The sequence below is a fragment of the Alloacidobacterium sp. genome (assembly GCF_035631355.1).
Classification (GTDB): domain Bacteria; phylum Acidobacteriota; class Terriglobia; order Terriglobales; family Acidobacteriaceae; genus Alloacidobacterium.
Genome location: NZ_DASQIX010000061.1, coordinates 130,158 through 149,846 on the forward strand (window position 1 = coordinate 130,158; position 19,689 = coordinate 149,846).

At 56.5% G+C, this 19,689-nt stretch carries 15 protein-coding genes; 3 read left to right on the forward strand and 12 right to left on the reverse strand.

What is annotated here, in order from left to right:
• Positions 1-212: 212 nt before the first annotated feature.
• Positions 213-1,142, reverse strand: a complete 930-nt coding sequence (locus tag VEV40_RS10850; RefSeq protein ID WP_324832257.1) for a sugar phosphate isomerase/epimerase — start codon at positions 1,140-1,142, stop codon at positions 213-215.
• A gap of 76 nt (positions 1,143-1,218) precedes the next feature.
• Between VEV40_RS10850 and VEV40_RS10855 the strand changes: the two genes are divergently transcribed.
• A complete protein-coding gene (locus tag VEV40_RS10855; protein WP_324832258.1) occupies positions 1,219-3,012 on the forward strand; it encodes a MutS-related protein in 1,794 nt (597 codons plus the stop codon).
• 6 nt (positions 3,013-3,018) lie between these two features.
• Here VEV40_RS10855 and queG read toward each other — a convergent pair whose 3' ends face one another.
• A complete protein-coding gene (gene queG / locus VEV40_RS10860; RefSeq protein ID WP_324832260.1) occupies positions 3,019-4,287 on the reverse strand; it encodes a tRNA epoxyqueuosine(34) reductase QueG in 1,269 nt (422 codons plus the stop codon).
• Between queG and VEV40_RS10865 the strand changes: the two genes are divergently transcribed.
• On the forward strand, positions 4,237-5,475 hold the full coding sequence (locus tag VEV40_RS10865; RefSeq protein ID WP_324832432.1) for an MFS transporter: 1,239 nt from the start codon (positions 4,237-4,239) through the stop codon (positions 5,473-5,475). The two genes, queG and VEV40_RS10865, sit on opposite strands and share 51 nt — an antisense overlap.
• On the opposite strand, the gene VEV40_RS10870 is transcribed toward VEV40_RS10865, so the two are convergent.
• The 10 genes from VEV40_RS10870 to pstS form a co-directional block, all read right to left on the reverse strand.
• A complete protein-coding gene (locus VEV40_RS10870; RefSeq protein WP_324832262.1) occupies positions 5,460-6,500 on the reverse strand; it encodes a ComEC/Rec2 family competence protein in 1,041 nt (346 codons plus the stop codon). The genes VEV40_RS10865 and VEV40_RS10870 overlap by 16 nt on opposite strands.
• The gene (locus tag VEV40_RS10875; RefSeq protein WP_324832264.1) at positions 6,497-7,294 is read right to left on the reverse strand and encodes a glucose 1-dehydrogenase; all 798 of its coding nucleotides are present in this window, start codon (positions 7,292-7,294) and stop codon (positions 6,497-6,499) included. Before VEV40_RS10875 ends, VEV40_RS10870 begins: the two co-directional genes overlap by 4 nt.
• A complete protein-coding gene (locus tag VEV40_RS10880) occupies positions 7,291-8,343 on the reverse strand; it encodes a galactitol-1-phosphate 5-dehydrogenase (protein ID WP_324832266.1) in 1,053 nt (350 codons plus the stop codon). The genes VEV40_RS10875 and VEV40_RS10880 overlap by 4 nt, the downstream gene beginning before the upstream one ends.
• A 22-nt stretch (positions 8,344-8,365) precedes the next feature.
• A complete protein-coding gene (locus VEV40_RS10885; RefSeq protein WP_324832268.1) occupies positions 8,366-10,021 on the reverse strand; it encodes an ABC transporter substrate-binding protein in 1,656 nt (551 codons plus the stop codon).
• Positions 10,014-11,171 (reverse strand): anhydro-N-acetylmuramic acid kinase, encoded by a 1,158-nt coding sequence (locus VEV40_RS10890; protein WP_324832273.1) that lies wholly within the window; start codon positions 11,169-11,171, stop codon positions 10,014-10,016. The genes VEV40_RS10885 and VEV40_RS10890 overlap by 8 nt, the downstream gene beginning before the upstream one ends.
• Before the next feature lie 112 nt (positions 11,172-11,283).
• Positions 11,284-11,961, reverse strand: a complete 678-nt coding sequence (gene phoU / locus VEV40_RS10895; protein WP_324832433.1) for a phosphate signaling complex protein PhoU — start codon at positions 11,959-11,961, stop codon at positions 11,284-11,286.
• Positions 11,961-12,719 (reverse strand): phosphate ABC transporter ATP-binding protein PstB, encoded by a 759-nt coding sequence (gene pstB, locus VEV40_RS10900; protein ID WP_324832275.1) that lies wholly within the window; start codon positions 12,717-12,719, stop codon positions 11,961-11,963. The genes phoU and pstB overlap by 1 nt, the downstream gene beginning before the upstream one ends.
• Positions 12,719-13,567, reverse strand: a complete 849-nt coding sequence (gene pstA, locus VEV40_RS10905; protein WP_324832276.1) for a phosphate ABC transporter permease PstA — start codon at positions 13,565-13,567, stop codon at positions 12,719-12,721. The genes pstB and pstA overlap by 1 nt, the downstream gene beginning before the upstream one ends.
• Positions 13,568-13,618: 51 nt before the next feature.
• Positions 13,619-14,671 (reverse strand): phosphate ABC transporter permease subunit PstC, encoded by a 1,053-nt coding sequence (gene pstC / locus VEV40_RS10910; protein WP_324832278.1) that lies wholly within the window; start codon positions 14,669-14,671, stop codon positions 13,619-13,621.
• Positions 14,672-14,828: 157 nt separating this feature from the next.
• Positions 14,829-15,836 carry a phosphate ABC transporter substrate-binding protein PstS gene (gene pstS / locus VEV40_RS10915; RefSeq protein ID WP_324832279.1) on the reverse strand — a complete coding sequence of 336 codons (1,008 nt, stop codon included), beginning with the start codon at positions 15,834-15,836 and terminating at the stop codon, positions 14,829-14,831.
• Between the two features lie 223 nt (positions 15,837-16,059).
• On the opposite strand from pstS, the gene VEV40_RS10920 reads away from it, so the two are divergent.
• Positions 16,060-19,641, forward strand: a complete 3,582-nt coding sequence (locus VEV40_RS10920; protein WP_324832281.1) for a carboxypeptidase-like regulatory domain-containing protein — start codon at positions 16,060-16,062, stop codon at positions 19,639-19,641.
• The last annotated feature ends 48 nt before the right edge of the window (positions 19,642-19,689 follow it).

Below are 19,689 nucleotides of genomic sequence, written 5' to 3' on the forward strand. Positions count from 1 at the left end.
ATGAGAAGAGCAATCCGGAGAGCCAGCTGCTAGGGTGGCCTCAATCCGTAGAGCAGAATACGCAGCTTGGTAGCCGCATATTCTGCCGAACTCATATCCAATGCTTTCCAGCATGGCCCAATGGGATGTCTGGATGAACGGAGGGCCTCACTACCGGTTCGGCCCATTTCGACGAGCCGTTACATCGGCTTGACCTTAGAGCGTCCGCTCCTTCATGACGCCATCAGCCCCGCCACATATGCATAATCCACCTTTGCCGCCTCGAATGCCGTTTTCCCATGGAACGGCGGATCATGGTCCACGATGAAGTACTCCACACCCGCCTTCCGTGCCGCTTCATATGCGGCCTTCAGCGGAGCCACACCCGTTCCCAGGTCTACGATATGCGAACCCGCCGCCTCGCTCAGTTCATTCACCGGTGGCGTGATCGTGCTGAAGTCTTTGAAGTGCAACAAACGCACGCGCCCGGCATTGGCGGTAATCAGCGCTACCGGATCGGCCCCGCCAGCCGCCATCCACCCCGCATCCACTTCCAGCTTGACCAGCGTGGGGTCCGTCTCTTTCAGAAAAATTTCGTATCCAGTCTCTCCGTTTCCCATCTTGCGGAACTCCACGTTGTGGTTGTGGTAGGCGAACTCCATCCCGCGCTTCTTCGCGCTCTCGCCAATCTGGTTCGCCAGTGTTGCCATCGTCTTGAAGTCATCCGCAGTCAGATGGTTCAGCCGCTCGATCGATGCCTTAATATCGCCATTCTTCAGCGGTTCTGGCGGCAGCACCGAGCTGACCGCGTAATGTACCCCCAGCGCACTCGCCTCATCCAATGCCTTTTCCGTGTCCTCGAACCCAAATCCGAAATGCCCCGACGGGCATCCTAGCCCGGTGTCCGTCAGTATTTTTCGGAACTCCGCGGCGTTGTGGATGGCCATCGAAAAAGCCTCGACGTACCCGTAACCAATCTCCGCCAGCTTCGCCAGCGTACCCGCCGGATCCTTCGCATACTCCGCCGCTACCATGTACATCTGCACGCCCGGCTTCGATCTGGCGTCAGCGCCCCACAGGCGGGTGTATCCGGCCAGGTGCGCACCGGCAAAAACAGTAGCGGAACGGATGAGAAGACTGCGGCGCGAAAGCGAACTCTTCATATCGACTCCTTTGTCCACCGTGAGTATATCGCCTGCGTTTAGGGAAACTCGGCAGACGGCTTGCAATAATGGGTTGATGCCTTCCTCCGCTTGCCCGAAAGACGAATACGTTCTGAGGCTGTCTACATTGGCTCAGGAACAGGAGCGTCATACGCGATGGGACCGGTTGTTTGCAGGCGCGAAACTCACGGTGGGACTGGCAACAGTTGTTTTTACGCTATGGCTGGCGAAGTATCACACGGCGCGGATTGCATGGGTTTTTCTGCCTATCGCGGTGCTGGTGGCGCTGTTTGCCGGACATGAGCGCGTGCTTCGAACCATCCGCCAGTGCTCGCGACTGCGACATTTTTATGAACAAGGTATTGCGCGGCTTGAAGACCGCTGGGCGGGCACCGGACAAACGGGCGAGCAGTTTCTCGACGCTTCGCACCCTTATGCGCGCGATCTTGATCTATTTGGCAAAGGCGGCTTGTTTGAGTTGCTTTGCACGGCGCGAACCGGCGCGGGGGAAAGCACGCTTGCAGCGTGGCTGCTGGAACGTGCCTTACCCGAAGAAATCGAGTTGCGGCGCGAAGCCATCAAGGAGCTTGCTCCGAATCTGGATTTTCGCGAGCGGCTGGCGCTTGCCGGTGAGGAAGTCCGCAAAGGAGTCCGCCCCGAATCTCTGATTGCGTGGAGCGAATCGTCGACGCGACTTGAGCCGCACCGTGTTTTACGCATCGCCCTGCCGCTGCTCGCGGCTTGCTGGGCCTTCAGCATGGCCGCCTGGTTTATATGGGACTGGGGCACAGCAGCGCTGGTGATGAGCCTGCTGAATCTGGCGATTCGATACCGGCTTCAGCCGCGTGTGAAAGAATCGGCCAGCAGGATTGATGACGCGGCACACGACCTGGGTATTCTTGCCTCCGTTATCGACGAAATTGAGACCGCGCAATTTACTTCACGAAAACTGACGGGTTTGCAGGATAGTCTCCGATCGAGTGGGTCTTCGCCATCGCAGGCGATTCGCCGCCTGAGCAAGCGCGTAGCCTGGTTCGATTCACATGAACACTGGATGGTAAAGGTCATCGATCTTTTCATCTTCTGGACGCCGCGGTGGGTCCTTTCGATTGAGGCATGGCGAGCAATTCACGGAGTTGCGGTGCGCCGCTGGATCAAAATCACCGGCGAGGTAGAGGCATTCGCTGCATTCGGCTGCTATGCGTATGAACATCCGGAAAACACCTTCGCTGAATTTGTGGAGCATGGCCCGTTTTTTCATGCTGAGGCGATGGCGCATCCGCTGCTACCGCGAGAGCACGCTGTGCCGAATGACCTGAAACTCGATGACGAGCTGCAGTTGCTGGTCATCAGCGGGCCGAACATGGCGGGCAAAAGCACATTTATTCGCTGCGTGGGCATCAACGTTGTTCTGGCGCAGGCTGGAGCGCCTGTGCGCGCCCGGCAACTGAAATTGTCGCATCTCGCGGTGGCGGCCTCGATCTGCATTCTGGATTCCGTGCAGGGCGGGCTCTCCCGTTTTTACGCGGAGATACTGCGGTTGAAGACCATTGATGAACTGAGCAAGGACAGCATCCCGGTCCTCTTTCTGCTCGATGAATTGCTTTCAGGGACAAACTCCCATGACCGGAGAGTCGGCACAGAATCGTTTGTGCGTCATTTGCTGACCCGCGGAGCTATAGGTCTCATCACTACACACGATCTGGCACTGGCGAAAATTGCGGAGGAGATGCCGGAACATGCGGCAAATTTCCATTTCTCGGACCAGCTTGTAGATGGACATCTGCGCTTCGACTACAAGCTGACTCCTGGCATTGTGCAGACGGCGAACGCGCTGAAACTGATGCGTTCGATTGGGCTTGAGGTGTAGAAGCTGCTAGACTTCGTTCTCTACTTGCCTGATTGCCCAGCCCGCGGCTTCCGCCAGCACTGGATCGTCGCCTTGCCGCCACTCTTCAAGCTTTGGCAGAAATCGCCGCGAGCGGCTGTTGCCCATGGCGATGGCGATGTTGCGGCGCAGGCCGTCAAACTTTGCGCGCTTGATGGGCGATCCAAAGAACATCTGCCCGAAGCTCTCCTGATTCAACTCGGCCAGCCAATCGAGCGCTGGATTCACCAGCTCAGACCGCGCCTGTAGTTCAGGATCAGCGGAAATCGGCGCCTTGCGGTTCCAGGGACATACATCCTGGCAGATGTCGCAGCCGAAAACCTGGCGGCCGATTCCCTCTCGCAGTTCAAGCGAAATTGGCCCTCGCTTTTCAATCGTCAAGTAGGAGATGCAGAGAGTTGCATCCATCTGGCGTGGGCTGGTAAGCGCCACGGTGGGGCAGGCATCGATACAGCGCGTGCAACTTCCGCAGCGGTCAGCGGCAAGTTGCGGGCGCTGATCATCAGGAACTTCCAAAGAAGTCAGAATCACGCCGAGAAAAAGCCATGAGCCAAGCTTCTGGTTGAGGATGCAGGTGTTTTTGCCCGTCCAGCCGAGTCCCGCGTAACGCGCATAAGCGCGCTCCACAATCGGGCCAGTATCGACGTAGCATTTCGACTCGAATGTGCCGAGCTTGTCTTTGAGCGCAGTGTTCAGCTGCTCAAGGCGTTTCAGAAGAACTTTGTGATAATCGCTGGGCGCGAGACCGCCGTCGCCGATTTGCCGGCCACTCCATGCGTAGCGCGCAATCCATCCTGCGCCTTCTTGAGCGAGGTCAGTCGAGAGCGGCTGCTGCGTGTTGTAGTTCGCTGCGCAGACAACAACAGATTTGGCCCACGGAACCGCCACGCGCAAGGACGAGCGCACAAGTTCGCCCGCGTCATTGCAGCGTTTGAGATATTCCATCTCGCCCGCATTGCCCTGTTCGACCCAATCGGCAAAGGCCCGCCGCTCATTTTTGTCTTCAGTCGAGTCCGATTCGGGAACGGCGGCAATCCCAGCCGTCGAGAAGCCTGCTTTCACCGCTTCCTGCGCAACCAGCGTTTGTAAGGAGTCCTGCTGCATGAAATTGCTTGCTGTTGATATGGTAGTCGAGTGCCTGCTGAAGCTGATATCGATGTAAATCACGCGCCGCGCCGCCGCTGGAGAATCGCCTTCCTGCTTGGAATCGGAGTGTTGGTCAATTACTTCGACCGCGTCAATCTGTCGGTCTCTCATAGCGGCCTTTATGCGACTTTCGGCATTTCGGACATCACATTCGGCTATTTGCTCGGGGCCTATAACTGGACATACGCCATGTGCCAGCTTCCTATCGGCGTGGTACTCGATCGGTTCGGAATAAAGCTGGTGGGGCGCATCAGTACGTTTTTGTGGAGCATGGCATCTTTTGCCGCCGCGCTCACGCCCAGCATTGGCGGATTCTTTGCCGCGCGCTTTCTTCTTGGAGTTGGCGAAGCTCCGACGTTCCCCGCCAATGCAAAGGCCATAGGCTACTGGTTTCCTCCGCGAGAGCGCAGCCTTGCCACCAGCATCTTCGATTCGATGGCAAAATTTTCTTCGGCCATCGGCGTGCCGCTGATCGGAATCCTGCTGCTGCATGTAGGCTGGCGGTTAAGCTTCGCCGCAACCGGCACAATCAGCTTCCTCTACTTCCTGTTTTTTTTCTGGATCTATCGCGATCCCAAAGACGATCCGGGCCTGACCTCTGAGGAGCTAAGTTATATCCGCTCGGAAGACACGCTGCCGAACGTTGAATCAGGGCCTCTGGAACAGGCTTCGCTCGGCTACCTGCTGCGCAGGAAAAAAGTGATTGGTCTGGCAATCGGCTTTGGCTCCTACAACTATGTGTTTTATCTGCTGCTCACCTGGCTGCCGAGTTACCTTTCGCGCTCGCTGCATATCGATCTGCTGCACTCGTTTCTTTACACAGGAGTACCGTGGCTCTTCGCAACTATCGCGGACCTCGTTGTGGGCGGATGGATTGTCGACGCTCTCGTGCAGCGCGGATGGAACGCGAACATCGTTCGCCGCGTGGTATTGATCGGAGGCACCGCGCTCGGCCTCGGCATTCTCGGCGGCGCACACGCGCATTCTCCCGCGCAGGCGCTCTTCTGGATCAGCGTTTCCATCAGCGGACTGTCCGCAGCGGCGCCAGTCGGATGGTCGATTCCATCGCTGATTGCACCCCGCGCAAGCGTAGGCACACTTGGCGGAATTCTCAACTTCGCCAATCAGATTTCCGGCATCGCCGCGCCCATTGTGACCGGATATCTTGTCGAGGCGCGACATTCCTTTGCGCTGGCCTTCGCCGTGGCTGCGGTTTATCTGGCGGTCGGAATTTGCAGCTACCTCTTCCTGCTCGGCGATATCAAGCGCATTCTCGGTGAGGCTCACTTAGCGGTGTAGCTTTTGCTCTGACCTGTGCGTGGATTCAGAATAGAGAAATTGCCGTCCTCACCGGCCGTCACCTCAAGGCCAAACCCTTTATCAGGCCCTTGCGGATTCGCGATGTACTCGTCCTGCGTGTTGAGGATCTGTCCACCTTCGTCTGAGTAGTGCAATTGCCAGAGCGTTTCGAGACCAGGAATGCTTTTGAATGTCTCAAGAGTGGCTTTCGATCCGCCTTTTTTCTCACCGTTGTCCATGACGGCGATTTGCGGATGAATAGCGTCCACCAGCGCAGGACTTGAACTCTGATATAAGCCGTGATGCGACACAACAAGGATATTTACATGGCCAAGTTTATTAACCGGACACATCAACTGCATTTCTTTGTCCCAAGTAAGGTCACCGAGGTCGAGAATGCGCAATTTGCCGAAGGTGATGAGCACGCCAAGCGACCGCCCATTCTCTGACTGGTCGGCTGGGCGCGTTTCCGAAGCTTTGCAGTACGAATTCTCTTCTCCGCCACCGGGAAGAGCGTGATCAATCAGGTTTCCGTCCGCGCTAACAACAAAAACATTGAGACCTTTGACAGGAAGCGTCTCGCCGGGCTTCGCCACAATGTGTTTGTATTTACCGCTGGCGAGCAGCTTCTGATAAGCCTCATAGCCTTTCACAGTGGATGCGTCAGATGTTTCGCGGTTCGGGCCGTGATCGATGAATGTGCCGATGGGGATGCGCGCCGCGAGTTGAGGAGCGCCTCCAACATGATCTACGTGGTAGTGAGTAAAGAGCACATAGTCGATTTTGCTGATTCCGGCCTTCTTCGCCGCTGCCATAATGCGGTCGGTGTCACGGCCATTGTTGTCAGGCCAGCCCGTATCGATGAGCAGCGATTGTCCCACCGGAGTCACGAAGAGCGTCGATTGACCGCCTTCTACATCAATGAAATAAATCTGCAGTTTTCCTTTGTTCTGCGCCGGTGCCACAGCGCAGACACACGAAAGCAGCGCACACACCATCATCCAGCATTTGGCTTTGCTCATCATTTCCCCTTTTGTGAAACAGTAGCGCGCAAGGCCCCGGTCGAGATGCCGCCATCGACCAGCAGCGTCTGCCCGGTGACATAGCGGCTCGATTCAGAGGCAAGGAAAACAATCGCCCCATCAAGATCGTCGGGCTGGCCCGGCCGGTTCAAGGGAATACGCTCCACCAGATATTCGACCCATCCCTCGTCCTCATACATAACCCGGTTCTGCGCGGTCTTGAACCATCCGGGCGCGAGGCAATTTACCGTGACGCCCGATTTCCCCCAATCGGCAGCAAGACTCATAGTAAGTTGCCGAATGCCGCCGCGACTTGCCGTGTATGGCCCAAGACCCGCATAACCGGCAACGCTGGTCACTGATCCCACATTGATAATGCGCCCGTAGCCGCGCTCGACCATGCCGCGCGCAACAGCCTGCGCGACGAAAAAGCTTCCACGCAGATTCGTGTCGAGCACAAGATTCCAGTCGTCCCAGGTCACATCAAGCGCAGGCTTGCGAACATTGCAGCCGGCATTGTTAACGAGGATGTGAATCTGCCCGAAGGCTGCTTCGGCATCGGCGGCCATGCGCTGGATACTGTCCTTGTCACGCACGTCAAGTTCGAGCGAAGCAATGCGACGGCCCAGCGCCTTCATTTCCTTCTCAAAAGCCGAGAGAGTTTCGCGCTTCCGGCTGGTGAGAATCAAATCAGCGCCAGCGCGGGCGAGCGCGCGCGCGAAGTATTGACCGAGTCCGCGACTGGTTCCAGTAACCAGCGCTACCTGCCCGCTGAGATCGAAAAGAGGATTGCTCATTGACCCGCCTCTATCTGCGATGGCGCGAGGACGACTTTCATCAGGTTAGGCTCTCCGGCATGCAACCGCTCGAACCAGCGCGGGCCTTCATCGAGCGGCGCGACCGCCGTGATAAGTGGCTTCACGCGAATCTTTCCGGCTGTCATCAACTCAATGGCCTGCGGATACTCGCCGGACGACGCCGCAGTGCCCTGCAATCGAATCTGCCGCGATACGACTTTCTGCAGCGGTATTGTGATCTCGGGCGATATGTTCCCAATCAGCGTCACTGTTCCGCCTTTGCGAACGCAGTCAATGGCCGCGGAGATGGTCTCATTCCGTCCCACGGCTTCAAGCGCGATGTCCACTCCCTTGCCTGCCGTGAGCCGTATCACTTCAGCAATCAATTCCGCGCCGGATAGATGCAGCGTCTCATCCGCGCCCATTTCTTTGGCAAGTTTGAGGCGCGTAGCGTCGAGGTCCGTGATGAACACGCGCTTTGCCCCGGCAGCCCGCGCTGCCTGAAGCGTAAGCAGACCGATCATGCCTGCGCCGATGACCAGCGCCGTTTCCCCGCTGTGCATCTCCGAAACACGCACCGCATGGAGCGCAACCGAGACCGCCTCCAGCATTGCGGCTTCTGGAAACGAAAGCGCGTCAGGAAGCCGGTACAAGATGCGCTGTGGCACAACAACGTACTCAGCAAACGCCCCATAGCGGCGGTAGTCTCCACAGGAGACACCGACCACCTGGCGGAAGTCGCAGAGATTCACCTGACCGCTGCGGCAATAGTCGCACTTGCCGCAGTAAATGGTCGAGTCGAAGGTGACGCGATCACCTTGCTTAAATCCGCTGACGTCTGAACCTGTTTCAGCGACAATACCAGCTGCTTCGTGCCCCATAACGATGGGAGGGATGCGGCGGCCGGAGCTTCCGTCATATCCGTGCACATCGCTGCCGCAGATGCCGCAGGCCGCAACCTGCACGACGACTTCTTCAGGTCCGGGCACGGGACGCGTGAGTTCCGCGAGTTCCAGCTTGTTATAAGCGGAGAGTAAAAGCGCTTTCATCGTTTCCTCGTTCCTATTCGTTTTATTCCTTCAAGATTGCACCGCGCAAAAAATCGTAGTTGCCGGAGGGCGAGAGATGCAGATTTCCGAGACGGCGGCTGTGCACCAGCACCGTATCCAGATACCAGAGATTAATCGTCGGCATATCTTTCGCAAGAATACTTTGCACTTCATCGTAAGCAGTCTGCTGCTTTGCCCGATCAGATGTAGAGGCTGCTTCAGAAAGCAACTGGTCAACACGGGTGTTCGCATAAAAGCCGCGATTTGCCCCGTGGGGCGGGAAGCTTGCCGTTGCAAAGGAATAACGGAAGATGTCCGGCGCTTCGTTCCCGCCGATCCATCGCGACGGCGCCATCTGAAAGACGCCGCGGCTAATGTCCGCATAGAACGTCGCAAATTCAAAACTGCGGACATCGAGCGCAATGCCCACATTCGCAAGCTGCTGCTGCACGACCATCGCAAGCAAACGGCTGCCTTCATCGGTAGAAGTTTTCATCCCAATATGAAAGCGGTAGCCGTCCGCCTTGCGCGGATATCCGGCCTCATCGAGCAGCGCATTTGCCGCCGCCGGATCATAGTTGTGCTGCGCGACGTTTCCGTTCCACGCCCAGTGTTCAGGAGGCAAAATGCTCTCCGCCAGCCTCGCTTCATCGCGATACAGCGAGTGAATAATCAATGGCCGATTGATGGCCAGAGCAATAGCATTGCGCACACGAGGATCGCGCAGCACCGGGTCGCGCGTGTTGAAGGTGAGGTAAACGAGCGTGGTGCCGGGTCCGGAGTCAATTTGCAGGTTCGAGTCGCGGCGCAAAGCATAGACCGTGTCCGCAGGAAGCGCATTGATGGTGGCATCGGCGGAGCCTTTCTCCAATTCAAGAGCGCGCGTTGTCGCGTCAGGAACTACGGCAAAGCGCAGAGTCGGAATCGATGGCAGCGGCTGCCATGAATGCGGCGCGCGCCGCAGCACAACGTCCTTGTCCTGCTCCTGACTTACAAACTCATATGGCCCGCTGCCGATAGGGTGCTTCCAGAAATCGCGACCGCTGCCCGCAGGAACCACACCAAAGCCGCCATCACTAAGGTTCCAGAGCAATGCCGGGTCCGGCTTCTTGAGGTGGACAACGAGGGTTTGCGCATCAGGCGCATCAACGCGGTCGATAGTCTGATAGGCATTCGCCTTTACGCTGACAATTTTCCCCTGCAGGATCGAGTCCAGCGTGTACTTCACGTCGGCTGAGGTGAGGAGCCGGCCATCATGAAAATGCACATCGTTGCGGAGATGAAAAACCCAGGTCAATGGATCAGGGGTTTCCCAACTCGTAGCCAGCCAGGGCGTCGGGTTAAAGTGCTCATCCTTGCGCACCAGAGAATCGAAGATCAGCGAGTCGATACGCTCAGATTGCGCGTCCACTCCTATGCGCGGATCAAGGTTCGTCGGACTACTTTCAATGAGCACCGTGACTATGCCCGCAGGCTCCCACTGCTGCCTGCAGCCGAGCTGGATACAAGTAGCCGCAAGCAGCAAAGCAACCAGCGCCAGCTTCTTCGAGCGCGTTTCACAAATGATTTTGGGGTAGAAGCACCGGCCTTTAGGCCGGTGAAATCGAGCTATAAATTCAGGGGCTTTAGCCCTGGCAAACTCCGCAAGCGCCGATTTATGAAACGCGTCGTCAGGCATAGGTAATCTGTCCCAGAATCGCTGGCCGCTTCGCTCCGGTCGCGGATGGAACATTTGCCGGATGCCGATGCCACGTGTAATAAGCAAGCAGAGCAAAGGCAACAGCCTCTTTCGCATCGACTGGAATTCCGGCGTCGCCACTCTGCATTAACTTGCAGCCGACTGGTTCAAGCCTCTGCCCCAGCATGTCCATGAGTGCCTTGTTTTTTGCGCCACCGCCGGAAACGATGTAATCAACCGCAACGCCGCGTCTCAGTTTTGGCTTTACAAACTCATCGAAAGAGCGAGCGATGCTCTCAACCGTGAGAGCAGTTGCCGTCGCGATGGCATCCTCGTCTCGGCCACCCTCTTTCCGGCACTCCACAAGAAATTTTTCGGCAAAGGATGCGCCAAACTCTTCACGCCCAGCTGACTTCGGCGGTTTTGCGCGGAAAAATTGATGCGTTAGTGCCCCGGATAACACCCTACCCAGAACATGCCCCTGCGATGCAACCTTGCCATCCCGGTCATAAGATTTCTGAAATAGCTGCTGCATCAACGCATCGATCACCATATTTCCGGGACCGGTGTCGAAAGCGAGCAACTTATCAATGTTGGCCCCAGGCGTTATCAGCGTCAGATTGCCTATGCCGCCGATGTTCTGTAAGACGCGCGCGCGCTTTTCATCCCCGAACTGAACATAATCGAGCAGCGGCACAAGCGGAGCGCCCTGTCCACCTGCAACCATATCAGCAGGGCGGAAATTGCTGACGACAGGAATACCCAGTTCCGCTGCAAGCAGTGCAGGCTCCCCAATCTGCCAGGTGCAGGCAATCTTGCGGCCGGCATACATCATCGGCGTGCCCTGATGGTAGATCGTCTGCCCATGACAGCCAATAAGTTGCAGAGTGACTGGAAAGCGCTTCAAAGTCGCGCGAACGGCTTCGGCATAAGCCTGCCCCAAACGCCAGTTGAGCCGCGCAAGCTCGGCGGTGGAGATGGACTTCGCATCCATCGCTGACAAAACAGCACTGCGTAGAACGGATGGAAATGGAAAGGCGCTATGCCCCAGCAATTCCAGCTTTAATTGCCCATGGTCCGGTCGGATTTCTACAAGCGCAACATCAATTCCATCAGCCGATGTGCCGCTCATCACGCCCGCGACCGTCATTGGGCGAAAGGGTATGGTCCTAAGATTTTGATGGGACGCTGGGCTGACGGGCAACTATCACTCCCCTTGCTCTCAACCCTCATTATCACAAATCTGCCTATCGGCGTTGAATCTAACGACGAGCACCGTCTCCCACGCTCATGTGGTGGCGCACGTCGAAGCCCTGCACCCAGAAGATCACATCTTCGGCGATGTTGGTAGCGTGGTCGGCGACGCGCTCCAGACTGCGCGCGATGACAAGCGCGGCAAGTGCCTGCGGCGTATGCTGCGGTTGCTCTTTCATTACGTTCAGCAGCGTAAAGTGGATCGTCTCATTCAGTTTGTCAACGCTGTCATCCATCGACAGCACGGTCTGGGCCATCTTGGCATCACCCTCAATAAAGGACTGGAGGGCCTTGCGCACCATCTCTGCAGCAAGGTTGGCCATGCGCGGGATGTCGATAGGAAGGTCAACCGCCGGGTAGGCCTGCAAGTCGCGCACGCGCTCAATAATATTCACGGCTGAGTCGCCAACGCGCTCCACGTCGGCGTTGATCTTGATGACGGCCAGAATAAAGCGCAGGTCGATCGCCATGGGCTGCTCCATCGCGAGCAGGTCGAGCGCCATCTGGTCTATCTCGCGCTCAAGCCGGTTAATGGCCATCTCACTGCGGTCGACGAGGTCGCAAATGGACAGGTCGCGCGTGCGATAGGCTTCGACAGCGCGCTGGATAGACTGCTCGGCCATGCCGGCCACGACCAGTAGCTTTTCTTTGAGATCATCAAGGCTCTTGTGAAAACGAAGGCGCATCATCCGAACCTGCCCGTTATGTAATCTTCCGTCCTCTTATCGCCGGGATTTGTGAATATCTTGTGAGTGGTATCAAATTCCACAAGCCTGCCGTTCAAAAAGAACCCCGTGCGCTCGGCCACGCGCGCCGCCTGTTGCATATTGTGGGTCACAATCACAATGGTGTACTGCGACTTGAGCTGAAAGATGAGGTCTTCAATCTTCGCCGTCGAGACTGGATCAAGCGCCGAGGCAGGCTCGTCCATCAGCAACACTTCAGGATCGACTGCCAGAGCGCGCGCAATGCAGAGGCGCTGCTGCTGCCCGCCGGAAAGGCTCGCGCCGGACTTTTTCTTCAGGTCGTCCTTTACTTCGTCGAAAAGCGCGGCGTGCTTCAGCGAGCGCTCCACCACTTCATCAAGCACACGGCGATTGCGATAACCATTCAGACGCAAACCGGAAGCCACATTGTCGTAGATCGACATCGTGGGAAATGGATTCGGGCGCTGAAAGACCATGCCTATCCGGCGGCGGACCTCGACCGGCGAGGCATCGTTGTAAATGTCCAGATTGCCAATCCGGATCGTGCCCGTGACTTTGCCAATGGGATTCGTCTCGTGCATGCGATTGATGCAGCGCACAAACGTAGACTTGCCACAGCCGGAGGGACCAATAAGCGCTGTAGCCTGATTTGCCGGAATATGCAGGTTGATGTCCTGCAGCGCGTGGTTTGAACCGTACCACGCATTAAACTGTGAAACTTCGATTCCGACACTCACTAACTTGCTCCCTTCAAAACGCCGCGCGTGGTGACATATCGCACCAGCGCCACGGAAACCACAATCAACGAGATCAGAACCAACGCCCCTGCCCATGCCAGGCGGTGCCATTCATCATAAGGAGAGATGGCATAAACATAGATCTGCAGCGGCAGCGCCGCAATGGGCTGGTTGATGTTCGCGCTCCAGAAATTGTTGCCGAACGCGGTAAAAAGCAGCGGCGCAGTTTCTCCGGCAACGCGCGCAAACGCCAGCATGCAGCCGGTGATAACCCCGGGCGAGGCTGTTTTGAGGGTAATGGAAAGTACCGAGCGCCAGTTCGGAACACCGAGGCCAAGCGCTGCTTCCCGAATCGCGTGCGGCACCATCAGCAACATTTCTTCCGTAGTGCGCGTGATGGTGGGAATCATCATAATGCCCAGCGCCACGCCACCGGAGAGCGCCGAGAAATGCTTCTGCGGCAACACAATGAGCGAGTAGACCGCTATGCCCATCACGATGGAAGGCACACCGTTAAGCACGTCCGCAGTGAAGCGGACGAAATTCGCCAGCTTGCCGCCGCGTCCAAACTCAGCGAGATAGATGCCCGCGCCGATGCCTACAGGGACGCCGAGAATGCTGCCAAGCGCGAGCAGGATTCCCGAGCCAACAATGGCGTTGGCCATGCCCCCGCCGGTTTCTCCCACAGGCTTGGGAATTTGCGTAAAGAATGCCAGATTAATCGAGCTGGCTCCCTTGTAGAGTAGGTAAATAAAAATAGCGACGAGCGGCGCGACGACAAGTACCGTGCTGATAATCGCCAGTCCTGTAGCCGCATGGTTTGCAAACATGCGCCACGCGCGGTTCATTCTCCCCGATTTTTGCGGTAAAGCCATGCTGCTCGTTCCGTTCCCTGTTCCCTACACCACGCGCTGCGGAGCGCCACGCGTTACTGCCCATACCAGCAGGCGCGCAATAGCATTCACAATAATGGTCACGATGAAAAGCGCTAACCCAATCTCAATCAGAGCGCTCAGGTACATATCGTCCGACGCTTCGCTGAATTCATTCGCAATCACACTGGACATGCTGTAGCCAAGGCCAAGCAGCGATTTCACAATCTCCGGCCGGTTGCCGATGACCATCGTTACGGCCATGGTTTCACCCAGAGCGCGGCCCAGCCCAAGAATGATCGATCCCACGATCCCGATGCGCGCATTGCGCAGCACGCCCATGCGAATCATCTCCCAACGCGTCGCGCCCAACGCCAGCACAGCTTCGCGCTGCGTATGTGGGACGGCCGTCATCACCTCGCGCGTGAGCGATGAGATGATGGGCAGAATCATGATGGCCAGAATGACACCAGCGGCAAGGATGCCGATGCCATAATTCGGACCCGTGAAGAAGCCTGTCCAGCCGAGCGTCTTCATCAGGTATGGATTCACATGCTCGCGCAATATCGGCACCAGGACGAAGATCGCCCACAATCCATAAACCACACTGGGAATCGCAGCCAGCAGCTCTGTAAGAAATGACAGCGGTCCACGCAGGAATTTCGGGCACATCTCCGTCAAAAACACGGCGACGCCGATAGCGAGCGGTACGGCGATGATGAGCGCAACGATCGATGAAACCAAGGTGCCGTAGATAAATGGCAGCGCCCCAAAATTGCCGCTGACCGGGTCCCATGCCTGCTTGAAGAAGAATCCGAGACCGAATTTTGAGATCGACAGTTGCGAACGCGAAATCAGTTGCCAGGCAATCAGCGCAACAATGCCGAAGATGACCAACGCGCAAACCAGCATGAGCCATCGGAAAGTGCCATCGCTTATCGCAGAATTGCTGCGTTCAAGCAGAAATTTTCGAATCGGCGAGGCGGCGGGACTCTCAGTCCCCGTAGTCAAGGGTTCCGGAGGGGGCGGCGGGGCTACAGGCAGACCGGGCACGCGAGCTTCCTGGACTTTGAGGTTCACCAGCTACTACCTTAATTGCCTATTTTGAATAGAGCGTTAAACGTGATGAAAAATAAGGAAATATGGCGTCTTTTCGCACTTATTGTAGCGAAAAACTGCGGTAAAAATGCAAAGGCCGGCTCAAACACACCGGCCTTTGCACATCATTTGCAGCACGTTACTGCAATTGGCTAATGGTGGCGCGGACCTTGTCGGAAACCGACTTGGGAAGCGGCGCATAATAGAGAGCGCTGGTTTCCGATTGTCCATGGTCGAGCATCCACCCCAGGAAGTCCTTTATTACCTTGCCATTGGCACTATTTGGCGCAGGAGTAGGTACCAGTAGCCAGGTAAAGCTGGAAATCGGATAGGCATTCGCGCCCGGAGCATTCGTAATAGAAACGCGGTAGTCCGCAGGCATTTGCTTCACGCTCGCCGCCGCTTCAGTCACGCCTTCAATGCTGCCCTTCACCCAGTTCCCTGCCGTATTCCTGATGTAGCCAAATGCAATTTTGTTTTGAAGCGCATAGATCAACTCAACGTAGCCAATCGCGCCGGGCATCTGGCGGACCATGCCTGCGACAGCCTCGTTGCCTTTGCCTCCGATTCCCTTCGGCCACGGCACTGCAGTGCTCTTGCCAACGGAGTTCTTCCAGTCGGCGCTGACTTTTGAAAGGTAGTCAGTGAAGATGTAAGTGGTTCCACTGCCGTCCGAGCGGTGGACGACGATGATGTCCGTATTCGGCAGCTTGGCGCCGGGATTGTCTTTCGCAATGCGGGCGTCGCTCCAGTTGCTGATTTTCCCAAGATAGATATCGGCCAGCACATCAGGCGAAAACTTCAGTTCGGCCGTCAAGCCGGGAATGTTATAGATGGGAACCACTGCGCCCAGCACGGTAGGAATATGCACAATCTTTACCTTGGACGACTTCAACTGCTCGTCGCTCATCGGCCCGTCGCTGGCGCCAAAATCTACTGTGCCGCTCGTTACCTGGCGGATGCCGCCGCCGCTGCCGATGGCCTGGTAGTTGATCTCAACGCCGGAATGCTGCGCGCTGTATTCACTGAACCATTTGGAATAAATGGGATATGGGAATGTAGCGCCCGCACCATTGATTTTCTGGGAAAACCCTGCAGATGCCGCGCACACGAATAGCGCAGCAACAAAAAGCGTGCTCTTTTTCACTGAACTCCCCCTCAGAAACTACTTCCGATTCTGTGGGGCGATTGTTAAAGCAGCTTTACTGCTGTGTGAATTGCAGAAGAAACCCGGCCACTGATGAAGGAAACAATGATGAGAAATCAGTTTATAAACTGATTTGCGTTGACCTTCAGCCGGCAATCTCATACATTTACTCATCTCGCGAACAAAGAACCCTCCTGAAGTCCATCTGAAAGGAGTCTGTTCTATGAATTGTCCGACAGTTGCGGCGGTATCACACCAGCTTGCACGGGGTATGGTTTCCAGGACAGTGGAGAGGGTGCTCTTTCTCATCATCACTGTGAGTGTGTTGGCGATGTGCCCGCTTCTTCACGGCCAGGCCACAGGAAGCTTCTCCGGCACTGTGATTGATAAGTCCGGATTGGGCATCTCAGGAGCCACAGTTACAGCTACCTCTCAAGCAACTGGCCTCGCGCGCGAAGGCAAGACGGACGACGCAGGCCACTATCTCATCCCGCTGCTTCCGGTTGGCACATACACGATTCGGGTTGATTTCACTGGCTTCCAAAGCAGCGAATCCAAAGATCTCAATCTGCAGGTCGATCAAGCCCGCGAACTGAATTTCTCTCTTGCTCCCGCCAGCGTATCCACCACGATTACCGTTGCTGGAACGGCGGTCGCTGCGGAAACGACCAACCCCTCTCTTGGTCAGGTCATTACGTCGCAGCAAGTGGCACAGCTGCCTTTAAACGGGCGCGACTTCGTGCAACTCGCCACACTCACGGCAGGTGCTACAGCAGAGACCAACCCGGGCAGCTTCTTTACCTCTGCGGCCAGCAGTGAGGTGGCAGCACGGGGTCCCTTCTCTTTGTCCGTCGGTGGCTCCCGCCCAAACAGCACGGATTGGTTGCTGGACGGCGTGGATAATAACGAGTTGACCGCAGGCGGCATCGCCATCTTAACGTCGATCGACGACATTCAGGAGTTCAAGGTTCTCACCTACACTTATTCCGCCGAGTACGGAACGCGGGCGGGCCCGACTGTACTCCTGACCACGAAGTCAGGCACCAATGACTTCCATGGAACGTTGTATGAGTTCTTCCGTAATACGGCGCTCGATGCCAAGAGCTATTTTGCGACCTCGGCCGAAAAATTCAATCTGAACCAGTTCGGAGGCGCAATCGGCGGACCTATTCGGAAAAATAAGACGTTCTTCTTTGTCGACGGCGAACAGAAGTATCAGCGCCACGGCATCACCTTTACGGGTTTGGTTCCATCTCTGGCCATGCGCACAGGCGACTTCTCCGCCGATCCTTTCGGCAATGCCCTCAGCGGTCTCGCCATCGTGAATCCGAATATGATCGGGGCTTCAACCGATCCGATTACTTATCCAAACGTCTATTTCCAATGCAATGGAGCGGGGCAGCCCATCGCTGCCAATCCTGACGGAAGTCAGCCACAAGGAACCGCCTGCAACAAGATCCCATCCAACCTGATCAACAACATTGGGCAGGCGATGATGAATCTGTACCCAGCGCCGAACGCCAGCAACGCTTCAGCCGGATACAACTACGTCAATATTCCCGTCCGCGAACTCGACGAGACGAAGTTTGATGGCCGTCTCGACCATAGTTTCTCGAACTCCGATTCCCTCTTCGGGCGCTTCAGCTACGATCAGGCCTTCTCTTACGTGCCGGGTGGCTCGCCTGGATTTGCTGCGCAGAATGCTTTCGGCACCAATCAACGCATCATCAATCACGCTCGCAATGCGGCCATCGGAGAAACGCATGTCTTCTCGTCCTCGATGGTCAATCAGGCCACCTTTGGCTACAACCGCATCTTTGACTACATCTCCTCGTTCGGCACCGGAACATGCGCCTCCGCCACCATCGTGCCCGGTGGAATTCCCAATGCCAACCTCGGATGTCCCACAGGCTCGGGCCCCTGCGCGCCCGGGGCCTATAGCTGCGGTCTGGTCTCTACCATCGTCTTCGGCGGCTATTGGGCCGTCGGCGATCGCGGATATTCTCCCTTCCAGGGTGGAACGAATATCTTCTCCTTCCGCGACTCGCTCGATCTCATCCGTGGCAAACACGACATTCATGTCGGCCTTGATTTCCGAGCCAATCAGATGAATGTCGGCACTGAGGCATTTCAGGATGGCTTCTGGATTATCGGAAACGGTGGCAACTTCAGCGGTCTTGCCAGCGCCAATGTTGGCGGCAATCCAGAGGCCGATTTTCTGCTCGGCATCACCGGCCTAGCTATTCACGATCAGACGTTCGACGGCCCTGTGACCGGCCGCCGCTGGAAAATCTATCGGCCATTTGGCGAAGATGATTGGAGAATCACCAATTCTCTTACCCTGAATCTCGGCCTTGCCTGGGATATGACCACACCCATCACAGAGGCCCACGGACGACTGGCAAACTACATTCCCAGCACCGGGCAGCTTCTCATTGCCAACCAGAACGGTGTCAGCTCGTCGGCTGGTGTGAACATGGATTGGACAGCCCTCGAACCGCGCATTGGTGGCGCCTGGAAGGCATACGGGGACAAGACGGTATTCCGAGCCGGCTTTGCTATGTTTCACGATTCAGCATGGAGCCAGGGCGCTCAGGGTCTCTGGCAAAATCCGCCGTTTCTTGGCGAATCCGATGCCTTCGCCTCTGCTGGTTGTGCCTTCGCGACCTCGTACTGCACTACCACGCTTGGACAGACGCCCTCAGCCATTAGTCTCTCCAGCGGATTTCAGGCCATTCCAGCGCCGCCCACCGTCGGGACATTTACCGGCTCGTTTTATACGCAACCCACAGACTATAAGCTGGGCAGAGTGCGCCAATACAACTTCAACGTCGAGCAACAGTTGCTCGGTAACGTATTGCTCACAATGGGATATGCCGGATCACGCAGCAACCACATTCTGGTTGCAGGCAATAACCTCAATACGGCAAGTCCGAACGCCTGCGTGGGCAACCCTGGCTACACCATTGGCTGTCTACCCGGAGGACAGCCATATATCCCCCCCTACAGCACCTTCAGTACGATCTCCCTCTTTGGCGATGTCGGCAATACAAACTACGATTCGCTGCAGGTCAAAGCAGAAACCAAAACATCGAAGGGCCTTTATGCTCTGATTGCCTACTCCTACTCCCACACATCCGACAACGGGCTGTCCGATGGGTTGGGCTCTCTGTTGAGCGCGCCATATTTCCCGCTCCCCAACTGGCGGAAGCTCGATTACGCGCTGTCGCAGATCAATCTCTATAACAGCTTCACCGCGAGCGTAATCTACGATCTCCCCTTCGGCAGAGGCAAGCGTTTCGGCAGCGATTGGAGTGGGCTGACCAACACTTTTCTCGGTAACTATCAGGTGACCGTCATCGAGAGAATCTCTTCAGGTTTCCCGGATCCTCTAATCGACAGCAACAACCAATCCGGCTCTTTCTTCCAGAACGGCGGCAACGGCAACAACTGGAATCGCCCTGATCAAATCCCGGGATGCAACGTCTACGCGGCGCATCACAAGCAGAATCAGTACATCAATTCCGCATGCTTCGTTGCGCCTCCGATAGGACAGCTCGGAAACTCAAATCGTGTGCCGGTCACAGGGCCTGGCTTCGTCAACACCGACTTCTCTGTCATCAAGCAGTTTGTTCTGCCGAGAAAGGAGATGGGCCTGAACTTCCGCGCAGAGTTCTTCAACCTCTTCAATCACGCGCAGTTCGGTCTCCCCGTGAACGATGTAAGCGCTGTGGGCTTCGGCTCCGTAAACTCAACCGTGAACAATCCGCGCCTTGTGCAATTCGCGCTCAAGCTGACCTTTTAAGTCGCGAGCTAAATTCAATCACATCGCCCGATTAGCGCGATGATTTGA

Excerpts from the sequence above, each read along its gene's own strand:
- VEV40_RS10850 (WP_324832257.1), bottom strand. The coding sequence starts at position 1,142 with ATGAAGAGTTCGCTTTCGCGCCGCAGTCTTCTCATCCGTTCCGCTACT.
- VEV40_RS10855 (WP_324832258.1), top strand. The coding sequence starts at position 1,219 with ATGCCTTCCTCCGCTTGCCCGAAAGACGAATACGTTCTGAGGCTGTCT.
- queG (WP_324832260.1), bottom strand. The coding sequence starts at position 4,287 with ATGAGAGACCGACAGATTGACGCGGTCGAAGTAATTGACCAACACTCC.
- VEV40_RS10870 (WP_324832262.1), bottom strand. The coding sequence starts at position 6,500 with ATGATGAGCAAAGCCAAATGCTGGATGATGGTGTGTGCGCTGCTTTCG.
- VEV40_RS10875 (WP_324832264.1), bottom strand. The coding sequence starts at position 7,294 with ATGAGCAATCCTCTTTTCGATCTCAGCGGGCAGGTAGCGCTGGTTACT.
- VEV40_RS10880 (WP_324832266.1), bottom strand. The coding sequence starts at position 8,343 with ATGAAAGCGCTTTTACTCTCCGCTTATAACAAGCTGGAACTCGCGGAA.
- VEV40_RS10885 (WP_324832268.1), bottom strand. The coding sequence starts at position 10,021 with ATGCCTGACGACGCGTTTCATAAATCGGCGCTTGCGGAGTTTGCCAGG.
- VEV40_RS10890 (WP_324832273.1), bottom strand. The coding sequence starts at position 11,171 with ATGACGGTCGCGGGCGTGATGAGCGGCACATCGGCTGATGGAATTGAT.
- phoU (WP_324832433.1), bottom strand. The coding sequence starts at position 11,961 with ATGCGCCTTCGTTTTCACAAGAGCCTTGATGATCTCAAAGAAAAGCTA.
- pstA (WP_324832276.1), bottom strand. The coding sequence starts at position 13,567 with ATGAACCGCGCGTGGCGCATGTTTGCAAACCATGCGGCTACAGGACTG.
- VEV40_RS10920 (WP_324832281.1), top strand. The coding sequence starts at position 16,060 with ATGAATTGTCCGACAGTTGCGGCGGTATCACACCAGCTTGCACGGGGT.